At 41.7% G+C, this 24,958-nt stretch carries 19 protein-coding genes and 2 pseudogenes; 9 read left to right on the forward strand and 12 right to left on the reverse strand.

The window, feature by feature from the left end; translation table 11 throughout:
* Nucleotides 1–84: 84 nt before the first annotated feature.
* Nucleotides 85–687 carry a hypothetical protein gene (locus AAEZ02_RS10955; protein ID WP_351123071.1) on the forward strand — a complete coding sequence of 201 codons (603 nt, stop codon included), beginning with the start codon at nt 85–87 and terminating at the stop codon, nt 685–687.
* A gap of 201 nt (nt 688–888) precedes the next feature.
* On the opposite strand, the gene AAEZ02_RS10960 is transcribed toward AAEZ02_RS10955, so the two are convergent.
* The 3 genes and pseudogenes from AAEZ02_RS10960 to AAEZ02_RS10970 all read right to left on the reverse strand — a co-directional run bounded on the left by AAEZ02_RS10960 (nt 889) and on the right by AAEZ02_RS10970 (nt 3,625).
* On the reverse strand, nt 889–1,482 hold the full coding sequence (locus AAEZ02_RS10960; protein ID WP_124014206.1) for a hypothetical protein: 594 nt from the start codon (nt 1,480–1,482) through the stop codon (nt 889–891).
* A gap of 387 nt (nt 1,483–1,869) precedes the next feature.
* Nucleotides 1,870–2,932 (reverse strand): annotated as a pseudogene (locus AAEZ02_RS10965) (transposase).
* Nucleotides 2,933–3,109: 177 nt separating this feature from the next.
* Complete coding sequence (locus AAEZ02_RS10970) at nt 3,110–3,625, reverse strand: hypothetical protein (RefSeq protein ID WP_124014205.1); 516 nt, start codon at nt 3,623–3,625, stop codon at nt 3,110–3,112.
* Between the two features lie 456 nt (nt 3,626–4,081).
* On the opposite strand from AAEZ02_RS10970, the pseudogene AAEZ02_RS10975 reads away from it, so the two are divergent.
* Both AAEZ02_RS10975 and AAEZ02_RS10980 read left to right on the forward strand, forming a co-directional pair.
* Nucleotides 4,082–4,996, forward strand: a pseudogene (locus AAEZ02_RS10975) (IS5 family transposase).
* Between the two features lie 58 nt (nt 4,997–5,054).
* Nucleotides 5,055–5,198 carry an OmpA family protein gene (locus tag AAEZ02_RS10980; protein ID WP_164839394.1) on the forward strand — a complete coding sequence of 48 codons (144 nt, stop codon included), beginning with the start codon at nt 5,055–5,057 and terminating at the stop codon, nt 5,196–5,198.
* A 209-nt stretch (nt 5,199–5,407) separates the two neighbouring features.
* On the opposite strand, the gene AAEZ02_RS10985 is transcribed toward AAEZ02_RS10980, so the two are convergent.
* On the reverse strand, nt 5,408–5,851 hold the full coding sequence (locus AAEZ02_RS10985) for a DUF2057 family protein (protein ID WP_351123076.1): 444 nt from the start codon (nt 5,849–5,851) through the stop codon (nt 5,408–5,410).
* 587 nt (nt 5,852–6,438) lie between these two features.
* Here AAEZ02_RS10985 and AAEZ02_RS10990 point away from each other — a divergent pair.
* Entirely contained in the window at nt 6,439–9,873 is a 3,435-nt protein-coding gene (locus AAEZ02_RS10990; protein ID WP_351075533.1) for an EAL domain-containing protein, read from the forward strand.
* A 113-nt stretch (nt 9,874–9,986) separates the two neighbouring features.
* Here the strand turns inward: AAEZ02_RS10990 and pyrC are convergent, their stop codons facing one another.
* A complete protein-coding gene (gene pyrC / locus AAEZ02_RS10995; RefSeq protein ID WP_124014202.1) occupies nt 9,987–11,024 on the reverse strand; it encodes a dihydroorotase in 1,038 nt (345 codons plus the stop codon).
* Nucleotides 11,025–11,239: 215 nt separating this feature from the next.
* Here pyrC and AAEZ02_RS11000 point away from each other — a divergent pair, with 215 nt between their 5' ends.
* The 5 genes from AAEZ02_RS11000 (at nt 11,240) to AAEZ02_RS11020 (ending at nt 15,478) form a co-directional block, all read left to right on the forward strand.
* Nucleotides 11,240–12,247, forward strand: coding sequence for a WD40 repeat domain-containing protein (locus tag AAEZ02_RS11000; RefSeq protein ID WP_232772084.1), 1,008 nt, complete (start codon nt 11,240–11,242; stop codon nt 12,245–12,247).
* Nucleotides 12,248–12,469: 222 nt separating this feature from the next.
* A complete protein-coding gene (locus AAEZ02_RS11005) occupies nt 12,470–12,751 on the forward strand; it encodes a DUF134 domain-containing protein (protein ID WP_101032858.1) in 282 nt (93 codons plus the stop codon).
* A 45-nt stretch (nt 12,752–12,796) separates the two neighbouring features.
* Nucleotides 12,797–13,240, forward strand: a complete 444-nt coding sequence (locus tag AAEZ02_RS11010) for a transcriptional repressor (protein WP_101032859.1) — start codon at nt 12,797–12,799, stop codon at nt 13,238–13,240.
* Nucleotides 13,241–13,280: 40 nt separating this feature from the next.
* The gene (locus AAEZ02_RS11015; RefSeq protein ID WP_124014015.1) at nt 13,281–14,990 is read left to right on the forward strand and encodes an FAD-dependent oxidoreductase; all 1,710 of its coding nucleotides are present in this window, start codon (nt 13,281–13,283) and stop codon (nt 14,988–14,990) included.
* A gap of 59 nt (nt 14,991–15,049) precedes the next feature.
* Entirely contained in the window at nt 15,050–15,478 is a 429-nt protein-coding gene (locus AAEZ02_RS11020) for a PaaI family thioesterase (RefSeq protein ID WP_351075539.1), read from the forward strand.
* A gap of 109 nt (nt 15,479–15,587) precedes the next feature.
* Here AAEZ02_RS11020 and lysS read toward each other — a convergent pair whose 3' ends face one another.
* The 7 genes from lysS to mdtD all read right to left on the reverse strand — a co-directional run bounded on the left by lysS (nt 15,588) and on the right by mdtD (nt 24,952).
* A complete protein-coding gene (gene lysS, locus AAEZ02_RS11025) occupies nt 15,588–17,090 on the reverse strand; it encodes a lysine--tRNA ligase (RefSeq protein WP_101032862.1) in 1,503 nt (500 codons plus the stop codon).
* A 55-nt stretch (nt 17,091–17,145) separates the two neighbouring features.
* A protein-coding gene (gene prfB / locus AAEZ02_RS11030; RefSeq protein WP_164839407.1) for a peptide chain release factor 2 occupies nt 17,146–18,244 on the reverse strand; the annotation gives its coding sequence in 2 pieces (ribosomal slippage) (nt 17,146–18,168 and nt 18,170–18,244; 1,098 coding nt in all).
* Nucleotides 18,245–18,491: 247 nt separating this feature from the next.
* Nucleotides 18,492–20,156 (reverse strand): methyl-accepting chemotaxis protein, encoded by a 1,665-nt coding sequence (locus AAEZ02_RS11035; protein WP_351123079.1) that lies wholly within the window; start codon nt 20,154–20,156, stop codon nt 18,492–18,494.
* Nucleotides 20,157–20,288: 132 nt separating this feature from the next.
* The gene (gene chrA, locus AAEZ02_RS11040) at nt 20,289–21,440 is read right to left on the reverse strand and encodes a chromate efflux transporter (RefSeq protein ID WP_351123082.1); all 1,152 of its coding nucleotides are present in this window, start codon (nt 21,438–21,440) and stop codon (nt 20,289–20,291) included.
* 329 nt (nt 21,441–21,769) lie between these two features.
* Nucleotides 21,770–22,261, reverse strand: a complete 492-nt coding sequence (gene ohrR, locus AAEZ02_RS11045; RefSeq protein ID WP_101032866.1) for a transcriptional regulator OhrR — start codon at nt 22,259–22,261, stop codon at nt 21,770–21,772.
* Nucleotides 22,262–22,761: 500 nt separating this feature from the next.
* Complete coding sequence (locus AAEZ02_RS11050) at nt 22,762–23,142, reverse strand: SpoIIAA family protein (protein WP_101032867.1); 381 nt, start codon at nt 23,140–23,142, stop codon at nt 22,762–22,764.
* 400 nt (nt 23,143–23,542) lie between these two features.
* The gene (mdtD, locus tag AAEZ02_RS11055) at nt 23,543–24,952 is read right to left on the reverse strand and encodes a multidrug transporter subunit MdtD (RefSeq protein WP_351123085.1); all 1,410 of its coding nucleotides are present in this window, start codon (nt 24,950–24,952) and stop codon (nt 23,543–23,545) included.
* Nucleotides 24,953–24,958: the final 6 nt, after the last annotated feature.

Raw genomic sequence — 24,958 nt, forward strand, 5'->3', positions numbered from 1 at the left:
AGTATAAGATCATAGCGAGATGTTAACGTCAAATAGTGAGTTAAATTGTTTAAAAAACGTTCACGATCTCGCCCTGGAGCGAATGTGCCTATTACCATCGATATAGATAAAATTACTGGCGCAAATAATAGTGAATATTGGCAATCGGTTTTAAATATGTCCCCAGAAATCTTAAAGTTAGACACATTAACTTGGCCTGACACTTTATATCGATTAAACATAACTCAAACAGCCGACGTTATGTGTCGTGTCGTTGATGACTATCAAACTTATGAGCTATCAAGCTTTGTGACTGAAGAAACGTTCTCTACTACTATGATTGCGGAAATCTTATTTGATTTTTATTTCCCAGACAATATTAGCATAGATGAAGAAAATCAAACTATTGCACTGCTTGACGATGATGGCAGTATTGAACAACGTTTTCAAATGACTAAAAGCAATAGTCCGAGTGATCAGTTATTAATTGAAGTGGCTGAAATCGTCGAAGGCTCTGCACAACAATATGTGTATCCAGACTACTTTGTACTTGATAACCAACAACTGATTGAAGTTGAACTCAATAAAGCAATGCAAACATCTACAGCAAATAATGTATCGGTAACGTTTGATAACAACACAGGGTTTACCCAAACCTTGTATCAACACCTTTACGACCAAGTCAAGCCATTGATTTTTGGTCAATAAAGGCCGCTACTGATAGAAATAAAAACCCCCATAGCGTTGGTTTATGGGGGTTTATTCATTCAGCAGCGAAATATTATCTAGCTTTAATCATATTGCCTTGTTTATCTTTAAAATTGCCAACAGCAATAATGATAAAAGCGATATGTGATCAAACGCTAAAAAAACATACAACCATTAAAAAATAGATCTACACGCCGAGCTTTACTGCTCGTCATCCTCTTCCGCTTGCATACGTTCTACATCTTCTTTGGTATAGCCCATGGCTTCGGTTACATAACATATCTTCACCAACTGGAACATTTGCACAAAAGAGCTAACCCGTCCTGCATGCATTTGTACATTTAATAACGCCATGGTGGCACCTGCATTATCGCCGGGGGATACTGTAGCGCTCAATTCAGATAACGACTGGTTATTAGCAGAGACCTCATCAATCAAGCTGTTATATTCTGTGACGTTTTCTGGCGTATAACAGGTAGATGTTTCAGGTAATTGCGATAAAAACTGCTCATACTCTTTTACAAACAGCCTAGCTTGCACCAACGTCTGCTCACCGAGTGCTTGTAATTCTTGCACCTTGCCACTTTGGAATACAGCCGACGCATTGCCAGAATCCATGAGCTGATTAAACTCTTGCATCAAGACTAGCTGCTTATCGGATAGCACTTTTGCATCTTGTGCTATGGGTTTGGTTTTAGCTTCAAATGCATCAATAGCAACTTGGTTACTAGCCAATGCAGCAAAACTCATTGTAGTAAACGCCACCATCAAGCTGACTTTTCTCATCATATTCATCGATAACATCCTGTTAGTTGGGTTTTAAATAAGTGCTTTAAATAGATCCATTGTCTTGCGATTCAGATATGGCATTTACCAGCTGTGAATGGCATAGCTGTATTTAGTGGGAATTTTATAGGCTAATGATTCAGTGCCATGCCAAGTGATCAAATAAGTAAATTTAGCAACAACAATGCCACCCATTTTTATAATGAAATAACTTACTGCCTTTTCACTTGAATTACGATAGCCTTTATGACTATAAAAAAAACCAAATACATCCTTTTAAACAGTAAATAAGTTTTTAAGCTTGATAATTAGCTTATAGGCCGAAATCGAGACAACACTAGCTGATTGATATCAACCAAAGTGTCAAAAACATTATAGTTTTCTCGATATTAAGCCTTAAGCACACAACCAACGCTGGCAGTTTGCTGCGCCTTGGCGTCGTTTTCGCTCTAGATGCTCACAATATTCAGTTAAGGCAGGTAACGCCCCTACCGCGCCTTTGAATAATAACCCAAACTCTGTAGTTATTTTTAGCCAGTTCTCGGCAGGTATGTTTAGTCTATTAAGAATAGCTTGGCTGCTTGAACTAATTGCACCCCGTTTATCTTCTCGAATAATTCGGTCGGTATCTTCCACCAGCACAATATAGTCTTTTACGCTGAACATTAAACCATTAGGCATGTTTACACGCTCATTACCTATAAAAGGCAATAACTCTGCTGGTTGTTCACCTTTTATCGCTGAGTGTATTCGGCGTTGAATGCTGGTGTAGTCTGAGGTTTCTGGTGTGGTGGCCATTTTGGCTCTAATAGGGTTTAAATTAACATAAGCCATACAACTCAGAACGGCTGCTTCGTCGAGTAACGCTTGGGATTTAAACCGCCCTTCCCACAAATTCATCGAAAATGAATTTGAACAGCTTTAGCTGGCTCGAAGGGTGAGTGCCATGGATGGCAGCGAATAGAATCTGCCTGTGCACTTATCTTCTTTATTGGCCATTCGAGCAATCGGCTCACTCAAGGAGCGCATTAACCAACTGATATCAACCAAGCGTTGTCGATATTGGGTAATGCAATCATTCACTGTTTTAAACTCAAATTCGTTTAGGTCTTCACCTTTTACAAACTTGTGTGTCAGTAAGGTGCCTTTAAAGCCTTTGTGCCACTGCACCAACACGTCTTTATCTGACCAGTGTTTCACTTTATCTGCATCAACCTTAATCACGACATGTAAGTTATTGCTCCCTGCTTTTTAACAAGAATGCATAAGCACAAATATCAATAGCAAAGATGTCAGCGAGCTCAAGAATACGAGTATCAACCCACTCACGCCGATGTTCAAGGTTCTCACCTGTTAAATTATTAATCCCTCAAAGAAAAGTCAGACGTACTAAACGGGAACAGCAGTGATAGTAAGGCGTATCTTCTAAGCTAACGATAGCTTGTCTTGGTCTAGCCATCTTCAATTACCATTTTTAGAAAACATAATTAAAGTCTAGTTGAGTGTTTAATATTCATTCAAGTGGAATGATTGGCCATATTTAATGCTTACTTAGATATTCGTATTAACGAAAAATTTAATCATAAAAAACCAGTAATAAATACTGGTCTTTTAATTGAATAATTAAAAAATTTAATTATTGTAATTCAATGGTCACGACATTTGTCACACCTTTATCTAGTTTGATCATACCGCTGGTATAAAACTTACCATCCTTTTTAGCTTGAGACTTTAAATAATAGTCACCGCTATTAATAATAATGGCTTCAGCATAATGAGATGTAACTGGATTCTCATTTAACCAACCATTACTATCTTGTGCATATAAATAGGTTTGATTCTCCATAGCTGCACCACTATCTTGATGGAACGCAACAAATCGCACCATTGTCATACCTTTAGGATTTTTCTCGTGTTCAATCGAACGAATAGCACCATATTCTTGAGATAGCCTTGTGTTTTCAGTAATGTAAAATGACTCAGACTTATTCGAATACTGTTGCGTAGGATGTTTGTAAACAGAGCCATTATTAATTGCTGTATCCTTGCCAATACCCGTAATGCCTGATACTGAATCGCTAATCATACGTATATCATTACTTTTACATCCAACTAAACTTAACACTAAAGCGCAAAATAATATTTTTTTCATCTCTAAAGTCCCTTAATTTAATTTTCCCATTACTTTCAGATGCGGTTCTTATAATTTATGTATACATATATTTGCATCAAAGTTTATATACTCTTATTTAAGCAGTAAATTATCAACTGAAATAATATTAGTCAACATTCTTAGAGAGTAATCAATAAACTAGACACAACAACACACCCTAAATAACTATTAATTACAAAAATAACATCACAAGTGATGCAATAAATCGATATCTAACATTTACGCCTAAATTAACTCGTAAAGTAACTGAGTAATACTTATATTCGTTATAAATCAGAAAAAATATTGAAGGTCTTGGGCAATACACCTGTCCCAAGCTGCTTGGGTCACAGGTGATTCATCACTGGTTTTATCAGGCGTTATTGCCTAAAGAAGTGAACTTTTCAGGCTCGTTACGATCAGCTCCTCTGAACACATCACAGGAATCGATATCAGATGGGCAAATCCAAGCACTGCATCACCAACTGGCCTGAATATAACAAAGCCTTGGTCAACAGAGGCTGACTCACTTTCTGGATAGATGAACAAGCGATAAAACAGTGGTGCAGCACCGAGCATCATGGCGGCCGAGGACGAGGTTTTCAGTATCGCGATACCGCTATCTAATGAGCTAATGCTCAAAGGTCTGTTTAATCTGCCTTTGCGGGCGCTAGAAAGTTTCATCAACTCATTGTTTTATCTAATTAATATGCCTTTATCTTCTCCAGGTTACAGCTGTATTAGCAAGCGGGCTCAGACAGTCGATATCAAGTATCGAAACCCTTGCCGTGGGCCGATTACCCACTTGGTTGTTGATGCCATAGGGCTAAAAGTTTACGGCGAAGGTGAATGGAAGATGCGCAAGCATGGCAAGGAGAAACGCCGTACTTGGCGTAAGTTGCATATTGCCATAGGTACGCGGACCCACGAGGTTATTGCTGCAGAAGTGAGTATGGTCAATGTCGCAGATAATGAAGTATTACCGACTTTTGAAATCCACTCAGGCGTAAGATAGCGCAAGTGTCTGCTTATGGTGACTACGATACAAAAGACTGCCATAAGCTGCTTAAGCGAAAGGGCTGTAAGCCCACCATTCCGCCGAGAAAAAATGTGGCTTACTGGGAGGACGGCCATCCTAGAAATGAAGCAGTTAAGGCGTTGAAGAATGATGCGTTAAAGCAATGGAAGAAAGATAATTATTACCACCAACGCTCACTCTCAGAAACGGGCATGTACCGTTATATGCAGCTCAACAATGCTAAGTTGAGCCTACGAAATGATAACGCTCAAGTGGGTGAGGTTTTAGCAGGGGTGAAGGTCATGAACAAAGTCATAGGACTCGGTATGCCTGTTCGTCAGGCGGTGAATTAGTATCGGAAAACGAGCTGGGGATTGGCTTGCCCAAGACTGATTTGATCAACAAGGTCGTTTGATTAAGCAATTTGCTATTAATCCACAACAAGTTGAAGCAAAAGGGGTTGGTGAATATTCACCTATCGCTAATAACTTTGATGACGCAGGCCAAAAGCAGAATCGACGAGTTGAGTTGGTGATTCGTTCGGACAATAAATAGCCTCAATTCAGGATAATTAACAGTGATAAAACTGAATAAGCAGTCATAAAAAAGTAGCCTTGACGGTAATGCCGTTTAGTTAACAACAAACTATTGGCTAATCTATCTAATACAGCCGTCTAAATCCGAGTGAATTTAACACACTCGGATTTTTTATGGACATTGCTATTGTGCTCGACATTATTAATGATTGGGAATCATCATAAAATTTATTTTAATACCAATTTAGTTAATAACTGCAACTGAGTCATTAATGCGACATCTTTATGATGTTGACCATTGATACTTAATGTCACTTGCGGATTGTCTAAAAAATCACGGGCGTCTTCCTCACTATAAATAACAGGCGTTGCGAGCTCATAACGCTGATTATGATCCACATTTAATGTTAAGTATAAGGGTTCAGAACGAACCCAACCCCCTGAATCATCAGCATTGTCTTGAAAAGTATCTCGATAGTTAATTTCAACCAATTGTTGTCCATGGTTAAGCCCAATGGTATGTTCAAAACTCACGTTTTTACCGTTAATAGTTTCGACTATTATGGAGTCCGGTACAGTAATACTAGACGCTTGAGCTGACGCGCCGAATAATAATGCTAAGCCGATTGTGATAGAGCTGAGTAGCGTTTTAGCAGAAAATGAAGTCGTCATAGTCATATTCATCCATATTTCATACTTAACGATTAAGTATGTTGGTCATAATTTAATAGACCTCGAAATATGCCAATAACTTTCAATTTTTTATATTAAAAATACCTTAACAAAAATGAGTGCCTTTCATTAATGGTTATCTTATTGTATTAATAATGGTTTATTACTCAGATTAATACAGAGATAATATTACGTAGACAAAATGAATCAACCGTAATGATAATACCAGGCTATTGACAGCTCCTTATCAACAGAGCCAAATTCAAATAACATACGGGTCTTTCAATAACGTGTTATTTATCCACAGCATAGATTTTTCCTTTACCAACGGCTACTGCCGATGAAACCAGATATTCATATTGCAGATCTAATCCGAATATGAAGAATGAGTTGAAAACCCACCGTTTAATGACTTGACTTTACTAGGGGCTTGATAAAATAATCTGATCTAGATCCAACCATGACCAGTGTGTGCCATACTCGGCCACAATATTATTAACATAATGATAAAAATAGACTAATTTTTTATTATTACCCAACTTGAGCTACAGTTAAGCAAGGCAACGCCCTTATTATGTGGAGAAAAAATGGATAGTTTTTTCAGTTTGATGAGCAACGCCGTATTGTTACTGGCTCTTGTGGTCATTTATGACGTCATTACCTTACAAAGGCTAACGCCCGATAAATATAAAAATGTCTTGAGTGGCATTTTTATCGGGATGATTGCGATCAGTGTAATGAATAATCCTTGGGAGCTTAGGCCTGGGATTGTTTTTGATGCTCGCTGGATATTATTAAGCTTGAGCGGTTTATTTTTCGGTTTTATTCCGACATTAATTGCCACTATCCTCGCGGCTTGCTTTCGTATTTATCAGGGCGGAGCAGGTTTATACGTTGGCACATTGGTTATTTTCATCAGTTCTGCCATTGGTTTAGGCTGGCGATACTGGATGCAACATTCAAACAAACAACCCAATTGGCAAAACCTATTGGTTATGGGGATTGTGGTCGAGCTTGCCGTTTTATCGAGTTGGTTATTAATGCCTATAGCAGATAAATACGACATCATGCTTACCATTGGTCCTACATTACTAACCGTTTACACTTGTGGCACTATGCTACTTGGATTACTGCTTAAAAAACATCAACAAAGGCAACAATTAGCACAAGAATCACATCATAATAAATCGCTCCTCGAAGCCGAAAAAAACCTGTTACAAAGCATTATTGATGGTATTCCCGATATTATTTTTTATAAATCAACCGATGGCATTTATTTGGGCTGTAACAAGGCTTTTTCTAATCTGTTGCAACTCAAATCAGAGCAAATAAAATATCATAACGATTATGACTTATTTGATTGCCAACAGGCGGATAAATTTATCAAAGCGGATCAGTTTGTGTTGCAAGAAAATCAGTCGTGGATGGATGAAGAATGGATCACGACACCAGATGGAGTTGAGCATATATTTAGAACCCAAAAAACACCTTTTACTCATTTATCCGGCAAAATTCAGGGCATTGTTGGCGTAGGCCGAGATCTGGCCGCTCAAAAGCATATCGAAAAACAATTACGTCGCAGTGAAATCACTTATCGCAACATTATAACGACTGCCCAAGATGGTTTTGTCATTGTGTCGGTCGATGGCAGGATAATAGAATCAAATCAGAGTTTCGCCAATATGACGGGGTATACTCTAGATGAATTACTCGATAAGCCTATTAATCAAATTGAAACCAGTGAAAAACATCAGTTTTCAAGCCAAAATATCCTTACAGCAAAGCAAACTAAAACCATCAATTATACTTCGCTGCACAAACATAAGCTGGGGCACTTGTTTCATGTTGACGTGAATATCAGCTTTTGGGATGGTGATGACAGTATGTTTTTCTGCTTTGTTAAAGATATTTCAGAGCGAATTAATGCAGAGCAAAAGCTGCTAAACAGTGAATCTAAATTCAGACAAATCTTCGAAAAAATCCCCTCGATTTCGGTGCAAGGTTATGATAAAAACCGTTCGGTTATTTTTTGGAACCAAGCCAGTGAAAGCCTTTATGGCTATTCAAAAGAGCAAGCATTAGGTCAAAAACTCGAAAATCTAATTATTCCATTACCCTATAAGAACCACGTAATTGACAACATCAATGCATGGATTAATGATGGTATCCCCATTCCCGCTGGAGAGTTACTCCTTAGACGTGCAGATGGCAGTAGTGTCGCGGTTTATTCATCCCATACGTTAATCAATAACACAGACAACGAAGTGGAAATGTACTGCATCGACATTGATTTAAGCGCTCAAAAAAAGGCTGAGGAACGAGCCCTCACGCTGTCACAAGCAATAGAACAAAGCCCTATCTCAATGATATTAACCAGTATCGACAGTAAAATTGAATATGTTAATAGTGCATTTGAAAAAATTTCTGGCTACACCGCAAGTGAAGTCATTGGCCAACCGGCTAGCATGTTAAAGTCGGGGTTAACCCCTAAATCACTTTATAAAGAATTATGGGATTCGATTTCTCAAGGACATGCGTGGCAGGGTGAACTGCAAAATAAAAAGAAAAACGGTGAGATTTTCTGGGAACATGCTCATATCGCACCCATTTTTGACAATGCGGGCATCACCAAACACTATTTGGCACTAAAACAAGATGTAACGTATTACAAACAGCAAGAAGAAAAAATCCTCCATCAAGCTCATTACGATAGCTTAACAGGCTTGCCAAATAGACTGCTCTCCCTTGATAGATTGTCGCAAATGCTCAAAGACGCTTATCGTGCAAAAAACAGTGTGGCAGTACTGTTTTTAGATTTAGACGATTTTAAAAAGGTTAATGACACCTTGGGCCACTCTGTTGGTGATGAATTGTTAATTAAAGCGGCTGCAAGGTTAAAACACTCCATTAGAGACAATGATGTAGTGGGTCGGTTAGGAGGTGATGAATTTATCATTATACTGAGCAACATCAATAATCCCGCTGACGTTGAGATCATTGCCACTAAACTGCTCAAGAAATTTCACATTCCTTTTAGACTCGAAAGCCGTGAGTTAGTGTCAACTATCAGTATTGGTATTGCACTTTACCCGCTAGACAGTGAAGACCCTAAAGAATTACTAAGACAGGCAGATTCTGCCATGTATTATTCAAAAGACCGCGGCAGAAATACCTATAACTTCTATACCCATCAAATGAACCACGATATGAATCGACGCCTTAGGGTTGAAGAGCAATTACGAAGTGCATTGAAGCGCAAAGAGCTCGAGGTTTATTTTCAACCCTTTGTAGACATTAGAAGTCGTAAAATCATTGGCGCAGAAGCGCTGCTTAGATGGAATAGTGATTTACTTGGCCAAGTCACTCCTGATGAATTTATTCCTATCGCAGAACAAACGGGATTGATTGTCTCTATCGGCCAATTTGTTATCGAGAACGCATTTACTGCAGCCAAAAAATGGCAGCTCGAATTTAATCCTCATTTTAAAATAGCCATTAACGTTTCTCCCAAACAATTCCGAGAAAATACCTTTGTTGATATGCTTAAAATTCAGCTAGATATACACCAAATTAATGCTACTTCTGTAGAACTTGAAATCACCGAAGGGGTACTACTCAGTGGCGATCCTATTATAGACAGTAACTTAAGCTGGATTAACGATATTGGTGTCAGTATCTCGATGGACGATTTTGGTACCGGATATTCGTCACTCAGTTATCTGCGCAGTTACCCTTTTAATACCTTGAAAGTAGATAAGAGCTTTATTCACGATATAACGGTTGATCCGGGCGATCTGGAACTGGTCGGCGCGGCGATAGCAATGGGACATGGGCTCAATTTAACGGTCGTTGCAGAGGGTGTTGAAACAGAAGAGCAGTATCATCTGCTCAATGCACTGAAATGTGATTACGGCCAAGGTTACTTATTTAGTAAGCCATTACCTCGAGCTGCATTTGAAGAGCTGTTAAAGACACAGGCAAAAAATAAAAGACCGAATAAGAAGCCCTTATTAAGGCGCTGATCAAAATGCCTATCAGCAAACTGACAGGCATCAATAAATCTGCTTCGCGATAAGAGTTCTCGGTTAACCACGCGCTATTGAAAATAAGCACGCTTAGCGACTTAGCGATTAAACTAAGTCGTTTTCACTTTCCAATTCACTTTTTGTCCGGCAAAAAATGGCACGATAGGATTACCGTTAGGTAAAATAATCTCTTCTGGCACAACCCATTCTTGTTTCACTAATGTCACGGTTCCGGTATTACGAGGGAGACCATAAAAATCGGCACCGTATAAGCTGGAAAACCCTTCGAGCTTATCTATAACACCTAAATTATCAAACACTTGAGCGTATAATTCTAATGCACTCCATGCACTGTAACAGCCTGCACAGCCACAAGCGGACTCTTTACGGTGTTTCTCATGGGGGGCTGAGTCGGTGCCTAAAAAGAACTTACTTGAACCAGTCGCTACAGCCGCTTGCAAAGCTTGCTGGTGAATATTACGTTTCAGTACCGGTAAACAAAAGTTATGCGGGCGTACGCCACCGACTAACAAGTCATTGCGATTTAACAGTAAATGCTGTGGGGTAATAGTGGCGGCAACATTGGTTGAAGCGGCCGCAACAAACTCAGCGGCTTCTTTAGTCGTGATATGTTCAAACACCACTTTGAGGCTGGGAATTGATTCGACAATGCGCGATAAGTAACGATCAATAAAGAGCTTTTCGCGATCAAAAATATCGATATGCGCTTCGGTCACTTCACCGTGAACCAATAGCAACATGCCCTGCTCGGCCATAACCTCAAATATCGGAAACAACTCATCCAATGCTTTTACCGCCGCATCTGAGTTTGTAGTGGCACCTGCTGGGTATAACTTCCCCGCGACAACACCTGCCGCTTTAGCATCGATAATGTCTTGTGCTGAGGTATTATTGGTTAAAAATAGGGTCATTAACGGCTGAAAATCACTTCCGATTGGGCGAGCCGCTAAAATACGATCCCGATAAGCAACCGCCATCGCCGCTGTCGTTACTGGCGGGACTAAATTAGGCATCGCAATCGCGCGTTGAAACAAACGAGCCGTAGCAGGAACCGTCTCACCGAGCATATCCCCATCACGAAAATGAAGATGCCAATCATCGGGAGTCGTTAAGGTAATTTGGGTCATGTGGGTTCCTTGGCTTAAATAACAGGTTGTTAGTGTTATTGTGCCTGAAATCGCTTTTTCTTAATAGATGCATAATTTGAACGCAGACTTTGCTATATCAAAAAGTCCTAGCTTATCGCTAAATAGAGTGAGATGTTGCATCAGCAGTGAATAAAACCAGCGGTATGGCACTATGCTATTATGTTGAAAGTATCATTTTTTATAAAGGAATTATATTGTTAGCCAACGCCAGATCTAGCTTACCGCGCAATGTGTGCCTTATTAGTGCAATCATGGTGACGATGATGGCTATCTCAGGCTGCAATCAAGCTGTGGTCATGAAAAGACCCGATAACATTCAGCGACTCGTTAACGAAACGCTCGTTGATGGCATACTGTCAACGGATGCCAGTATGGCGGTTACATTAGGCAGAAGCCGCACATTATCGATATGGAATGTAGCAACAAGCCAATTATTACACCAATGGTCTGACGATGACTTTGATGACACTAATTATCTGCTGGCGTTGTCAGGTAACAAACAATACCTTGCCACTGCAGGCAAACAAAAAATTTCTATTTTCAATCTTGAAACGGGCAAATTAGATATACGTTGGCCTGCGCAGGGGTTTAATCCCGATGCCAGTATTTCGAGCCTTTTTCTGAGCCAAACAGGCAGCACTATTTTAGTGGGGATGAATGATGGTTCAATTACTGTGATACAAAGAAGCAGCATGACGATGTCATTGTTTAAACAACACAGTGCTGCCGTTAATCATATTGAGCTCTCTAATTTTGAACAACAGGTATTATCGACTGGGCTTGATGGTGATGTACACATTTGGGCCACTTATAACGGTGAGCTCATCAGCAGTTTTTCCCGCCCTCAACGGATCACCAGCGTGAGTTTTGATGAAACTAATCGACGCTTATTTATTGCTGATGCACTCGACAATAATGTCATTATCGATACCCAAACTACGCAGCCAGTGAGCCATCTTGATTACCTTGAACGTTATCGCTATTTTCGACAGGCTTTATTCACCAACCATGGCAACAACTTAATTACCGCAACCTCAAAGCAAAGTGTTATCTATTGGGATGCCTCATCGGGAAAGGAGCTTTCTCATTGGGATATCACTGCCTATAACGCTGGCACAACGGTATTTTCAATGGTGATCAAACCTAATGGTAAGCTATTGACCTTAAGCTCAGACGGCGCACTTGAAACATGGAGCTTGTGAGTTAACCTTAGCTTGGAATAATAAGCCCAAGCGTTAACGACTATGCACATTAATTTTAGCCTTTATCATTATCTGAGTTACCTACGGTGACATAATAGATATCATTAAATGTCATTGGTCATGTCAAAGATCAGTTTACATATCACAGTAAAAAAAAGAATAGATCTTGCAAGTGCGAACTAAATTCAGTATATATAGCATATGCCAATAATGAGGTGTTACATGGCAAGACCAAAAATTCCCCGAACCATATGTGGCCAAGCAGCCAATATTTGTTTTAAACCCAATGGGATTCCGATGGCACAGTTAGAACAGGTGCCACTTGCTGAAGATGAAATAGAGGCTTTGCGCTTAGTTGATTTGCTCGGAATGCAGCAACAAGAAGCCGCTAAGTCAATGGGAATATCCCGCCAAACGTTAGCTAACTTAGTTAAAGGGGCTCGATATAAGGTGGTTGATAGTTTAATCAATAGCAAAGCCTTGATGACAAAAAATATCAACTAAAAATTAAACACTGGTAACACGTATTGACGTGTTTAGGTAAGTCTAATGCAAGCAGTATTGAAAGACTCTGGCCTCAAAATAACCACTCAAAGATGTAAGTTGCTTGAGTTTCTAACTCAAGTCGATGAGCAGCATTTAACAGTAGAAAATATCTATCAAGGCTTAAATGCGCAGGGAGAGACCATAGGTCTCAATACTGTGTATCGAATTATGGCGCATTTTGAGCAAGCAGGCATAGTCGTACGACGACTATTTGAGTCTGAAAATGCTGTTTATGAACTCAATAATAAACCGCGTCATGATCATTTAATTTGCTTAACCTGTGGCAAGTTAACTGAATTTACCGACCCCTTGATTGAGCTTCGTTTAGGCTTAGCAGCAGAACATCACGGTATGATTATTCACCACCACAGCCTCAATATGTATGGTCACTGCTTTGATTGCCAACAAGCACTTAATAGCCAGTCTGCTAGACAGAAAGTCGACTAGATAGCCGCTAGGTTAATATTAAATTTTATCGGAGAAAACAATGACTAAAATAGTAATTATCGGTGGGGTTGCCGGTGGGGCATCAGCAGCAGCAAGAGCAAGACGTGTATCAGAAACGGCTGAAATTATCATGTTAGAAAGGGGCGAGTTTGTTTCATTTGCCAACTGTGGTTTGCCTTATCATATCAGTGGTGAAATTGAATCCAGAGATGCATTATTGTTGCAAACACCCGAAAGCTTCAAATCACGTTTCAATGTTGATGTCCGGGTGTTTAATGAAGTGATTGCTATTGATAGGCAAGCTAAAAGGCTAAACATACGTAATCATATTACCCATGAAATATATCAAGAGTCATATGACAAGTTGCTACTAAGCCCGGGGGCATCACCAATAAAACCACCCATTAGCGGCATCAATAACCAGTTCGTCCATAGTCTACGTAATATTCCTGATATGGATAGAGTACTGGCGAACCTTGTGCTGCATAAGCCGAAACATGCCACTGTGGTAGGGGGTGGGTTTATTGGTTTAGAAATGGTGGAAGCGCTGCGCCACCGAGGATTAGAGGTGAGCTTACTCGAACTTGCCGACCAAGTTATGGGGCCTGTGGATATTGAAATGGCCAATATACTGCATCAAAAGCTAGTTGATAATAAGGTTGATTTACGCTTAAAAACAGGCTTAACCGCCGTCAATGAGTGCCAAATTCAACTTGCTGAAGCCGATATTACCGATGACTATGATAAACCGGTACCGCCCCATTCCCATTTACAATTAACCTTGAGTGATAACAGCACTTTAGCGACAGACTTAGTCATCCTCGCCATCGGCGTTAAACCAGAAACTAGCTTGGCATCAGAGTGCGGCTTAGTATTAGGCCCGCTCGGTGGTATTCGTGTAGATGCCGGGATGCGTACTTCCGATGCAGATATTTATGCTGTCGGCGATGCCATTGAAACCGCTGATTTCGTCAGCGGTAATCCTTCACTTGTTCCACTTGCTGGACCGGCTAATCGTCAGGGACGATTAGCCGCAGATAACATGTTGGGTGGTGATAGGTTATATCGCGCTACCCAAGGGACCGCAATCTGTAAGTTGTTTGATATGGCCATCGCCTCGACGGGATTAAATGAGAAAAGTTTGCTAAGGCAAGCTATCCCATTTGAAAAAATTTATGTCCACACAGCAAGCCATGCCAGCTATTATCCTGGGGCTCACCCTATTACTTTAAAACTGTTGTTTTGTCCTGATAATGGCCGCATTTTAGGTGCTCAGGCTGCAGGGATTGATGGTGTCGATAAGCGTATTGACGTATTAGCGGTAGCGCAACGCGCGGGGATGACGGTATATGATTTAGCCGACCTTGAGCTCACTTACGCGCCTCCTTTTGGCTCTGCGCGAGACGTGGTCAATCAGGCAGGTATGGTCGCGGCTAATGTGTTATTAGGCGATGAAGTGACTTGTCACACTCAAGATCTACAGGCCTTGACTGCGACACAAATTATTGTCGATGTGCGTAATCCTGGCGAACTAACGGCTGTGGGTGCGATTGATAATGCGATTAATATTCCGCTGCCGCAACTTCGAGACCGACTCAATGAACTTCCCAAAGACAAAGAATTATTGCTGCTCTGTCAGGTAGGGTTGCGCGGTCATGTCGCCTGTCGCATGTTAGTCCAGCATGGTTTTAAAGCACGCAACCTCAGCGGTGGCTATAAAACTTACCAAATGGTCAATGCGCGTTTTTAGTACATTAGTTAAGAAAAACCTTAACAGCCATCTGTCCCTATTAATAAACAAGGCTTAGTGTGAGTAGTTATCAAGATTGTAAACAAAGCCACAGTCAATGTGTTGTCTGTGGCGACGCTAAACAAAATCCATTGTCATTACAATGTAAGTTTTTTGCAGACGGTGACAATCAGGTTGTTGGTTATCATAAAGCAAGTCAGCAGCTTCAAGGCTACACTAGCTTCTTACATGGCGGCGTAGCAAGCACCTTAGTCGATGCTGCCATGACTCATTGTTTGCTTATGCAAGGCATTAAAGCCTTAACTGCAGAAATGACAGTACGCTTTGTTGCCCCAATAAAAGTTGGCGATGCCATCAAAATTGTCGGTCATCTGGTGAGCAAACGCTTAGGAATGTACCAACTAGAAGCCGTACTCTATGTAGAAAATAAAGCTTGCGTGACGGCTAAGGCGAAGTTTATTCAACCTAGGAACGGAGTCATAGGCTAGCTTAGAACCCATCTCAGCAACAAGGACGAGTCTATATTTTCATTTAAATCTAGCCAAAAAAAACCAGCCTGATGGCTGGTTTCGTTTTATTGGCTTAGCTGACTAGCGATTAAGCTTGTGGACGCATCGCTGGGAATAAAATCACATCACGGATAGTATGCGTGTTAGTGAATAGCATCACCAAACGGTCGATACCAATACCTTGACCCGCGGTTGGCGGTAAACCGTGCTCGAGTGCAGTGATGTAGTCTGCATCGTAGAACATGGCTTCGTCATCGCCGGCATCTTTGGCATCAACTTGCGCTTTAAAGCGGCTGTCTTGATCTTCAGCATCATTGAGCTCAGAGAAGCCGTTAGCCACTTCACGGCCACCGATAAAGAATTCAAAACGGTCGGTGATGAAATCATTGTTATCATTACGACGTGCTAAAGGCGAAATATCCGCGGGATAGCCAGTAATGAAAGTAGGTTGCATCAGTTTAGTTTCAGCGGTTTCACCAAAAATTTCTTCCAGCAACTGGCCACAAGTCCAGAATTTTTCTAGCTTGATGCCTAGGCTCTTGGCCAAGTCGCGCATAAAGTCTACGTCTTTAACTTGCTCGTACGTCATCGCTTGTATAGTGGCGTTATCAGGATTGTATTTCTGAATGGCTTCTAACATGCTTAAACGGGCATAAGGACCACCAAAGTCTACTGTGTCCTCGCCGTATGGCATTTGCGCACTACCGAGTAAATCAATCGCAATTGAACTGAGCATTTCTTCAGTTAAATCCATTAGGTCTTTATAATCCGCGTACGCCATATAGAATTCCATCATGGTGAATTCTGGGTTATGACGTGGCGATAAACCTTCGTTACGGAAGTTACGGTTAATTTCGAACACACGCTCAAAACCACCAACCACTAACCGCTTTAAATACAGTTCTGGCGCAATACGTAAGTACATGGCCATGTCTAACGCGTTGTGATGAGTGACAAATGGACGTGCAGTAGCACCACCAGGAATAACGTGCATCATAGGAGTTTCAACTTCCATGAACTCTTTTTTGACCATAAAGTGACGAATAGCGGAAACCACTTTAGAACGCATAATAAAGGTATTGCGAGACTCTTCATTAACGATTAAATCAACGTAACGCTGACGATAGCGCGTTTCTTGGTCGGTTAACCCGTGGAACTTTTCAGGTAACGGACGTAATGCTTTAGTCAGTAACTGATATTCTTCCATATTAACGTACAAGTCGCCCCGGCCCGATAAATGCAGCTGACCTTTAACACCAATGATGTCACCGATGTCTAAACCTTGATAACGCTCTTTTAAATCACCTTGCACTGGCTTACCAGCGTAAGCTTGAATACGACCAGACACGTCTTGAATGACTAAAAATGGACCTCGTTTTGCCATAACACGGCCGGCAATACTGGTTTGAAACCCTAACACTTCTAGCGCTTCTTTGGTCTGCTCACCATATTGCGCCTGTAACTCAGCCGCTTTATGGCTACGTTGCCAGGTATTTGGATGAGCATTAGCAGGACAACTGGTGCGGATGTGGTCTAATTTAGCGCGACGTTCAGCAATCAGTTTGTTTTCATCTTGTACGTGTTCAGTCATATTATATTCTCGCGTTTACTCGCCACACTTTGTGATGGCGAAAAAATTAATTTACTTAAAGTCCTGATTTTAGGCTGGCTTCAATAAACTTATCTAAATCACCATCCAGCACAGATTGAGTATTGCGGTTCTCAACCCCCGTGCGTAAATCTTTGATACGGGCGTCATCTAATACGTATGAACGAATTTGACTGCCCCAGCCGATGTCTGATTTTGCATTTTCAGCAGCTTGTTTATCGGCATTTTGCTGGTGCATTTGTAACTCGTATAACTTCGCCTTTAACAGTTTATAGGCAGCGTCACGGTTTTTATGTTGCGAGCGATCGTTTTGACATTGCACCACAGTATTGGTTGGCAAATGCGTAATACGTACCGCTGAATCTGTTTTGTTGACGTGCTGACCACCTGCGCCAGATGCGCGATAAGTGTCAATACGTAAATCAGACGGATTAATTTCAATTTCAATCTCGTCATCAATTTCTGGGTAAACGAAAACGGAACAAAAAGAGGTATGACGTTTACCTGATGAATCAAATGGTGATTTACGCACCAAACGATGAACACCGGTCTCGGTTCGCATCCATCCAAAAGCATATTCTCCGGTGAACTTAATCGTTGCACCTTTAATACCCGCTACATCGCCGTCAGTCACTTCTATTAACTCTGGGCTAAAACCATGTGCCTCACCCCAGCGTAAATACATGCGCAGAACCATATTGGCCCAGTCTTGTGCTTCGGTGCCGCCTGAACCAGATTGAATATCCAAGTAACAATTTGATGCATCATTCTTACCAGAAAACATGCGGCGGAATTCGAGATCAGCCAAACGAGTCTCTAACGACTCAAGTTCTGAAGCGGCATCATTAAAGGTTCCTTCGTCATCTTCTTCAATGGCCAGTTCAAGTAACCCTTCGATGTCTTCTAGACCTGAGTCCATATCATCAATGGTTTTGACCACTAAGACTAACGCAGCACGCTCTTTACCTAATGCTTGAGCACGTTCAGGCTCATTCCACACTTCAGGGCTTTCAAGCTCTCGACTGACTTCTTCTAACCGCTCACTTTTGGCAGCGTAGTCAAAGATACCCCCGAAGTAGCTCAGTGCGTTCGGCGAGCTCTTTGATTTTGAATTTTACCGGATTAACTTCAAACATGAATATTCAACTTAAATTTAGCCGTTAACGAAAGGTGCAACGGCGTATTTTACCCCATGAGAGGCGCTAAACCTAGACCAGAAGAGCGATTATTAATAAACAAATGACGAATATATTGCGCAGAAACAACATCAAAAAAATCATTAACCTGTAATAAACAGATTAAATGGACCTATTGTTATCATTAAAAAATGATTAAAAAAATGAACCCCTTCGGGTTCATTTTTAACGATCGGTTTGGTAAAAATTATACTTTAAATTGACCCACTAACTGAGCTAAGGTCTGACCTTCATTCGCCACGGTTTTGCTCATATCAGATGCCTCTTCACTGGCTGCTAGTAACGTATTCACAATCTCTTGTACTGAATTGATATTGCGATTAATTTCTTCAGTCACTGAGCTTTGCTCGGTAGCGGCGGTGGCTATTTGGGTACTCATGTCATTAATACTGGTCACCGATGAGGTTACTGAACCTAAGCTTTCAGAAATCGCCCGCGAGGACTCAACCGAACTTAAACAACTGGTTTGGCTTTCTTCCATGGCTTGTACCGCTTTGGTGACTAACTTATGCAGTTCAGACAGCATTTCATTAATCTCGACCGTACTGGCTTGGGTACGACTGGCTAAATTTCTCACTTCATCGGCAACAACGGCAAAACCTCGACCTTGCTCGCCAGCTCGCGCAGCTTCAATCGCCGCATTAAGTGCCAGTAAATTAGTTTGTTCGGCAATTCCGCCTATGACACTGAGTACAGAGTTAATTTTTTTCGATTGTTCACTTAATGACTTCACATTGCCAGCGGCATTGTCAATTTGAGTCATTAAATTAGACACTTCCGTTAGTGAAGTATCAACACAATCTTGTGCTTTACCTACGTTATCAGAGGCTGCGTGTGTTGCCTCTGCAACCATATTGGTATTATGCGCCACATCATTCGCCGTAGCCGACATTTCAGTGATGGCAGTAACAATTTGATCAACTTCACTATTATGGTGGTTGAGTTGCTCAGTCATCGACACCGTTTGGCCATTGATGCTTTGAGCAGCATGCTTAACCCTGTCCGTTGCGCCAGCCACATCGCTAATAATATGCTGTAATTTGTCGATAAACAGATTGAATGCACTGCCTAACTGTCCAATCTCATCTTCACTGGTGATATCTAAACGTTTGGTTAAATCGCCTTCACCTTTGGCAATATCATTTAACGAGGTAGCCATATTCTGGATTGGCACCACCATTTTATGTGCCATCACCACCACGGCAAAAGCGGTTATGCCTGTAAGACCTATAGCAATGAGTAAAAACATCAGTGCTTTTTGACCCATCTCTTCCGTTTTATAGGTTTTATAAGCCGCAATGGACTCTTCAATATCATCAATATAGGCACCCGAGCCTAACATCCAATGGGTGTTGGGGATCATTACCGCAAAGCCGAGTTTTTCAATAAGCTGGCTACTACCCGGTTTTTGATAGTAATAAGAAAAATTACCAGTACCCGCTTGAGCGGCCTCTAATAAGCCAACAATAATTTTGGTGCCACTAGGGTCGACCATATCAATTTTATTTTGGCCTTCAAGTTCAGGTATCGTCGGGTGAAAAATATTGACCCCGGCATCATCATATATATAGAAATAGCCTGCAGTGCCAAAACGTAAATCTCTTAATGCTGCATTGACATTTCCCTTGTCACCCAAAGCAAGTTCATATTCAACAACGCCTTGAGCAATCTGGACTGATTCTTTTAGTTGGTTTTGGCGCTCTGAAATTAATTCACTGCGAAAGTTATCAACATCCTTGGTTAAAGATGACTCTTCATTAACATAAAAAATACTCAGTAATACGGTGAGGATCAACGAAAGCGGAATTAATGATAAGCCCAGGAGTTTATTGCGTAGTGAAGATCTCAGCATAGTGGCAAGCCTTTTGAGGGTAATAATCGATTTAGCATACTAATCTATTTTTTATAGATACTTAAACGAACTAACTATATACCTCCCAATAAAGTGAGATTTGTCTCAAAAAAGCGCAATCTAGTCACTTTTTTATAACATTGATAGTCCGCTGCCCATGGCAGCAAATCCTATCACCAACCACACTAAGCTGGGCTTGAAGACTTTTAACAGACTAAAGCCAATAATCACTAACGCCATATCCAACGGCATGATCACCGCACTGGTAAATACCGGTTGGTAAAGTGCCGCAAGTAAGAGTCCGACAACAGCCGCATTCACTCCCGCGATAGCGCCTGCTATGGCTGGACGTTGGCTTATTGAATGCCAACTTTTTAAACCCACCAGCATCAGTAAAAAACCCGGGAGAAAAATGGCTAACGTCGCCACCATAGCCCCAAGGATCGGCGACTCTAACCATAAGTCAGCACCTAAAAAAGTGGCTAAGGTAAACATAGGTCCAGGAATGGCTTGTGCAAGCGCATAACCGGTCAAAAAACGATCTGGGGTAATGTATTCACCGACGCTGGTTTCTAGCAAGGGCAATACCACATGCCCACCACCGAACACCAAACTGCCGACTTGATAGAACTGCGCAAAAATTTGTCCAAGGCTATCGGGTTGATTGATAAAATATAAAGATGCCGCTATTCCTATAATAAATAAGGCTAACCAACGATAATCAAGCTCAATAGCAGGAGAGTCCGGTGTAATACTGTCACCCCGAGTCATCAGCGTGACCCCAACAATAGCCGCCACAATTAACACGGCTATTTGGATCAATAATGAAGGCATTAATATAATAGCAACGGCGGTTGCTGCCATTAATATTTTTGCGGTTTTTCGTTGGCAAAATTGCGTGAACATTGACAAGGTTGCGTCAGCTACTACCACTACAGCAAGTAACTTTAGGCCGTGAATAGCCCCCGCAACGGTTGTTAATTGCAACCATTGCGCACTGGTAACCGCAAATAAAAACAACAGTAAAAACGATGGTAAGGTAAACCCCAAAAAGGCGGCTAATCCCCCCAGTAAACCGCCACGGTGATAACCAATCGCAAAACCGACCTGACTTGAACCAGGCCCTGGCATAAACTGACTTAGGGCGACAAAACTAGAATATTGCTTATTGTCTAGCCATTGCAGTTCGTCCACAAAGGCTTTTCTAAAATAGCCTATGTGTGCCGCAGGTCCTCCAAAGCTGATCAAACCTAATGCTAAAAAGCGACTGAATATTTGCCACATCGTCCTGGTACCTTTTTGTGTTGGTAAACAATACTATGACATTGAGGTGACATTTTTATGACGACAAAAAAACACCCTTCTCTAGTAGCCTCTTATACTAAACCTTATCAATAAGTGATCAACTCAAAACGAGTGTTGAATGACGACTCAAGTACGGCTTACTTTATAAAAAGAGTAATGCAGCGGTTCTAACATGACCAATACTTCAAATGATCGGTATGAGAAAACATGTCAAACAAATCGATTACTATTGTTATTTTATACTGACTTGCTCAACCATTGAGAGCTGAATATTGCGGCATGACAGACCATCACCACGCTCAAAATAATCATCTTTCACAGCTGCTTCCCGCGCCAGAATTAAGCATAAAAAATGCCTGATCACACAGTTGCTTCAATTGTTGTAAATCTTCAATACTGCCGCCAACTTTACAGCGCATTTGCTCAGGAATGCTCAATGCTTGCTGGTATAATTGCTGGCCTTGCTCAGTCACATGTAACACACGCACGCGTTCATCTAACTCGCTGCGACCTCGAGTCACTAACGTTTTACTTTCTAAGCGTTTTAATAACGGGGTTAACGTTCCAGAATCAAGATGTAATTTCTCACCTAAGGTTTTGACACTTATCCCCGGCTCCTTCCAAAGCACCATCATCACCAAATACTGTGGATACGTCAGCGACAACTCATCTAATAAGGGTCGATATGCGCGGATCAAAGCATTGGTCGCGCTGTATAATGAGAAACACACCTGATTTTCAAGTGCTAGCGGGTTTTGTGCTGTAGGGAATTGAGATCCAGTAGACGCTTTACTAGGCATAGGCTTTACTCCGCTAACCAATAATATGAGTCAATGATAACATTGGTTGTGCACAACCTATAATTAAAAATTCAGTAAGCCACTTTTTGATAAAAATGCATCAAGCGCGGCGATCCTTGGTCGACAGAAGACTAACATTCAGTTTTACATTAAGGTTAACCATGTCACTTAGCGTTAATTCTCCTTCTTCAATGCCCACCACGATTGATTCAGGCAACAGCTTAAAAGTTGCCGTTATGGCTAACGATCAGCAAAAAATTGACGGACAAATGGCATTATAACTTATCGCTACAGCGCAACTATCTACGCAACGACCTGCGCCGCAGCAACAAGGTAACAAGGTAACAGTGGCCATAATGTAAATACCACGGCATAAACGGATTATCACAGCATCAAAACCCTAGCGAATAGTCTCTATAAAATCACTAAGGTAAAATCAACGCTTCATACCGCGAACGACATATTGATCAATCCACATCCGCTTATCTTGAGCATCAGTGTTAATATCGAAGCCATTTTAAGGCGTCATCTTGGTCTTCGAAATATTTAATCTCACCTGCAATAAACCAACTACCGACTTTGGCCGCCCATTCTTGCCAGCCTTTATTACCCCAAATCGCCACTCTTTCAAACTCTGATTTATGGTTTAACCCCAGCTTTAAATCATCCCAAGCAGCATGCAAATCCCAACCGTCGAGCTCAGTCGCATCGAGAAATAAACTCACTTGAGGTTGATCAACTTGGCTTAATGCCCCCTCTAGCATTGGGGTAATGACGAGGTAATCTTGGTGGGTTAATGTGCCCGTTGCTTTTAATGTCACAAAAAACACATTTTCAATTCGGTTTATGCCAATCGATAAACCATGTTTCTTCATATCCATATCGAGACTCCTTTACTATGCTTTTACACAATTAAATGCACGCGCGCCCATATAATGTTTGTGCATGCTTATATTTTAGCCACAGATACGAGGAAATGTATGCCGGAGTGCACAAAATAAACGTTAGAGTACTTATGGTGTAATGGGTAATATTAACCATTTAACGATCACAGCAAACGCTCTCTCTAGAGCGGCGTAATATGAGAATAGCCAAGACATGCAAACAAATGAGAGGTTAACATTCTGTTAATATGCATCAGTGGCATGAACACCATTATCAGTGGCAGTATGCCACGACGGTGATGAACAACAGGATCAATGGTCATCAGGCGACTCATCGATAAAACAACAATAGCGTTAGGGTATTCTTCCGACGGGTGCGCCTAAGACGTGATTTACTCTACGGATGCTTTACTCGACGTCCATCTTCTTTAGACAATTGCGAAAAGATCGTTGCGGCTAACATCGTCATAATGCCAACCGTAACGAACGTCAGTTGGAAAGCTCTAAGCACAGTGCCCACTCCATCACTGTCGACATCAGTGCTAAAACCGCCAAGTAAAGCCCCTGCACAGGCAACCCCCAGACTTAATGATAATTGCCCTACCACCGACAACAAACTGTTGCCACTGCTGGCACTGGCATCATCGAGGTCTATTAGAGTTACAACATTCATCGCCGTGAACTGCAACGAGTTGATTGCGCCCAGAATAGCCAGCATTCCCAACAATAACCAGTATGGAGTCTGTTCGCTTACCAAGCTCATGCTCATTAGCATGAGCCCCAGCGCCAACGTATTAGTAGTCAGTACGAAGCGATAGCCTAAACGTTCGATAATCGGTCGTGCCACATACTTGGCCAGTATCGCCGCAGCCGCTAATGGCAACATACTCATCCCAGCCTGAGATGGCGAATAACCCAGCGCCACTTGCAACAGCAATGGCACCAGAAACGGCAACGCGCCACTGCCCAAGCGAGCAAACAGATTACCAAATAGGCCAATAGCAAACGTCCTCGTCCGAAATAATGATGGCGCAAACAGCGGATGCTCAATACGCCCTGCCCGTAACCAATATGCTATCAAACACGCCATACCACCAAATAACAGTAACATCACCCGTAGGTGTGGCATATGCAGTTCGCCTAGCCCTTCCATGGCAATGGTGATCAACAACATCGCCGCACCAAACAGCAAAAAACCCAGACTATCGAAACGCAACTTTTCCTTGCCACGGAGATCAGGGATGAACCGCCACACGGCATAACAACCCACCACGCCAACGGGCAGATTGATCAAAAAGATCCAATGCCATGTCAGGTATTGCACCATCCAACCGCCCATCGTTGGACCGATCAACGGACCGAGTAGACCCGGAATGGTGATAAAGCCCATGACCCGTACTAATTCCGAACGCGGATATGTCCGAAGCACCACCAGTCGCCCCACAGGCAACATTAACGCGCCGCCCAACCCCTGAATAACCCGAGCGCCAATGAGCATGTCTAATGAATAGGACAATGCACAAAGCAATGATCCAACACTGAACAATAAGATGGCACCAAAGAAGATTTTTTTGGTGCCAAAGCGATCAGCAATCCAGCCAGAAGCAGGGATCAACAAGGCAACGGTGAGCATGTAAGCGATAATCACGCCTTGCATACGCAGTGGATCTTCATTTAAATCGCTGGCCATCGCCGGGAGTGCTGTATTGAGGATCGTCCCATCAAGCGACTGCATGAAAAAGGCAATCGCGACGACCCAAGGTAACCCACGGGCAGTCTCTGCATCGAGAAGTTGGCTATCAGGCATTAAACC

The organism is Shewanella sp. T24-MNA-CIBAN-0130 (assembly GCF_040310185.1).
Lineage (GTDB): Bacteria > Pseudomonadota > Gammaproteobacteria > Enterobacterales > Shewanellaceae > Shewanella > Shewanella psychromarinicola.

What these genes read in the sequence shown, in the direction of transcription:
- lysS (WP_101032862.1), bottom strand. Translation starts at nt 17,090, where the DNA reads ATGACTGAACACGTACAAGATGAAAACAAACTGATTGCTGAACGTCGC.
- AAEZ02_RS10970 (WP_124014205.1), bottom strand. Translation starts at nt 3,625, where the DNA reads ATGAAAAAAATATTATTTTGCGCTTTAGTGTTAAGTTTAGTTGGATGT.
- AAEZ02_RS11005 (WP_101032858.1), top strand. Translation starts at nt 12,470, where the DNA reads ATGGCAAGACCAAAAATTCCCCGAACCATATGTGGCCAAGCAGCCAAT.
- AAEZ02_RS10990 (WP_351075533.1), top strand. Translation starts at nt 6,439, where the DNA reads ATGGATAGTTTTTTCAGTTTGATGAGCAACGCCGTATTGTTACTGGCT.
- pyrC (WP_124014202.1), bottom strand. Translation starts at nt 11,024, where the DNA reads ATGACCCAAATTACCTTAACGACTCCCGATGATTGGCATCTTCATTTT.
- mdtD (WP_351123085.1), bottom strand. Translation starts at nt 24,952, where the DNA reads ATGCCTGATAGCCAACTTCTCGATGCAGAGACTGCCCGTGGGTTACCT.
- AAEZ02_RS11035 (WP_351123079.1), bottom strand. Translation starts at nt 20,156, where the DNA reads ATGCTGAGATCTTCACTACGCAATAAACTCCTGGGCTTATCATTAATT.
- AAEZ02_RS11015 (WP_124014015.1), top strand. Translation starts at nt 13,281, where the DNA reads ATGACTAAAATAGTAATTATCGGTGGGGTTGCCGGTGGGGCATCAGCA.
- chrA (WP_351123082.1), bottom strand. Translation starts at nt 21,440, where the DNA reads ATGTGGCAAATATTCAGTCGCTTTTTAGCATTAGGTTTGATCAGCTTT.
- ohrR (WP_101032866.1), bottom strand. Translation starts at nt 22,261, where the DNA reads ATGCCTAGTAAAGCGTCTACTGGATCTCAATTCCCTACAGCACAAAAC.
- AAEZ02_RS10985 (WP_351123076.1), bottom strand. Translation starts at nt 5,851, where the DNA reads ATGACGACTTCATTTTCTGCTAAAACGCTACTCAGCTCTATCACAATC.
- AAEZ02_RS11050 (WP_101032867.1), bottom strand. Translation starts at nt 23,142, where the DNA reads ATGGATATGAAGAAACATGGTTTATCGATTGGCATAAACCGAATTGAA.
- AAEZ02_RS10960 (WP_124014206.1), bottom strand. Translation starts at nt 1,482, where the DNA reads ATGAATATGATGAGAAAAGTCAGCTTGATGGTGGCGTTTACTACAATG.
- AAEZ02_RS11010 (WP_101032859.1), top strand. Translation starts at nt 12,797, where the DNA reads ATGCAAGCAGTATTGAAAGACTCTGGCCTCAAAATAACCACTCAAAGA.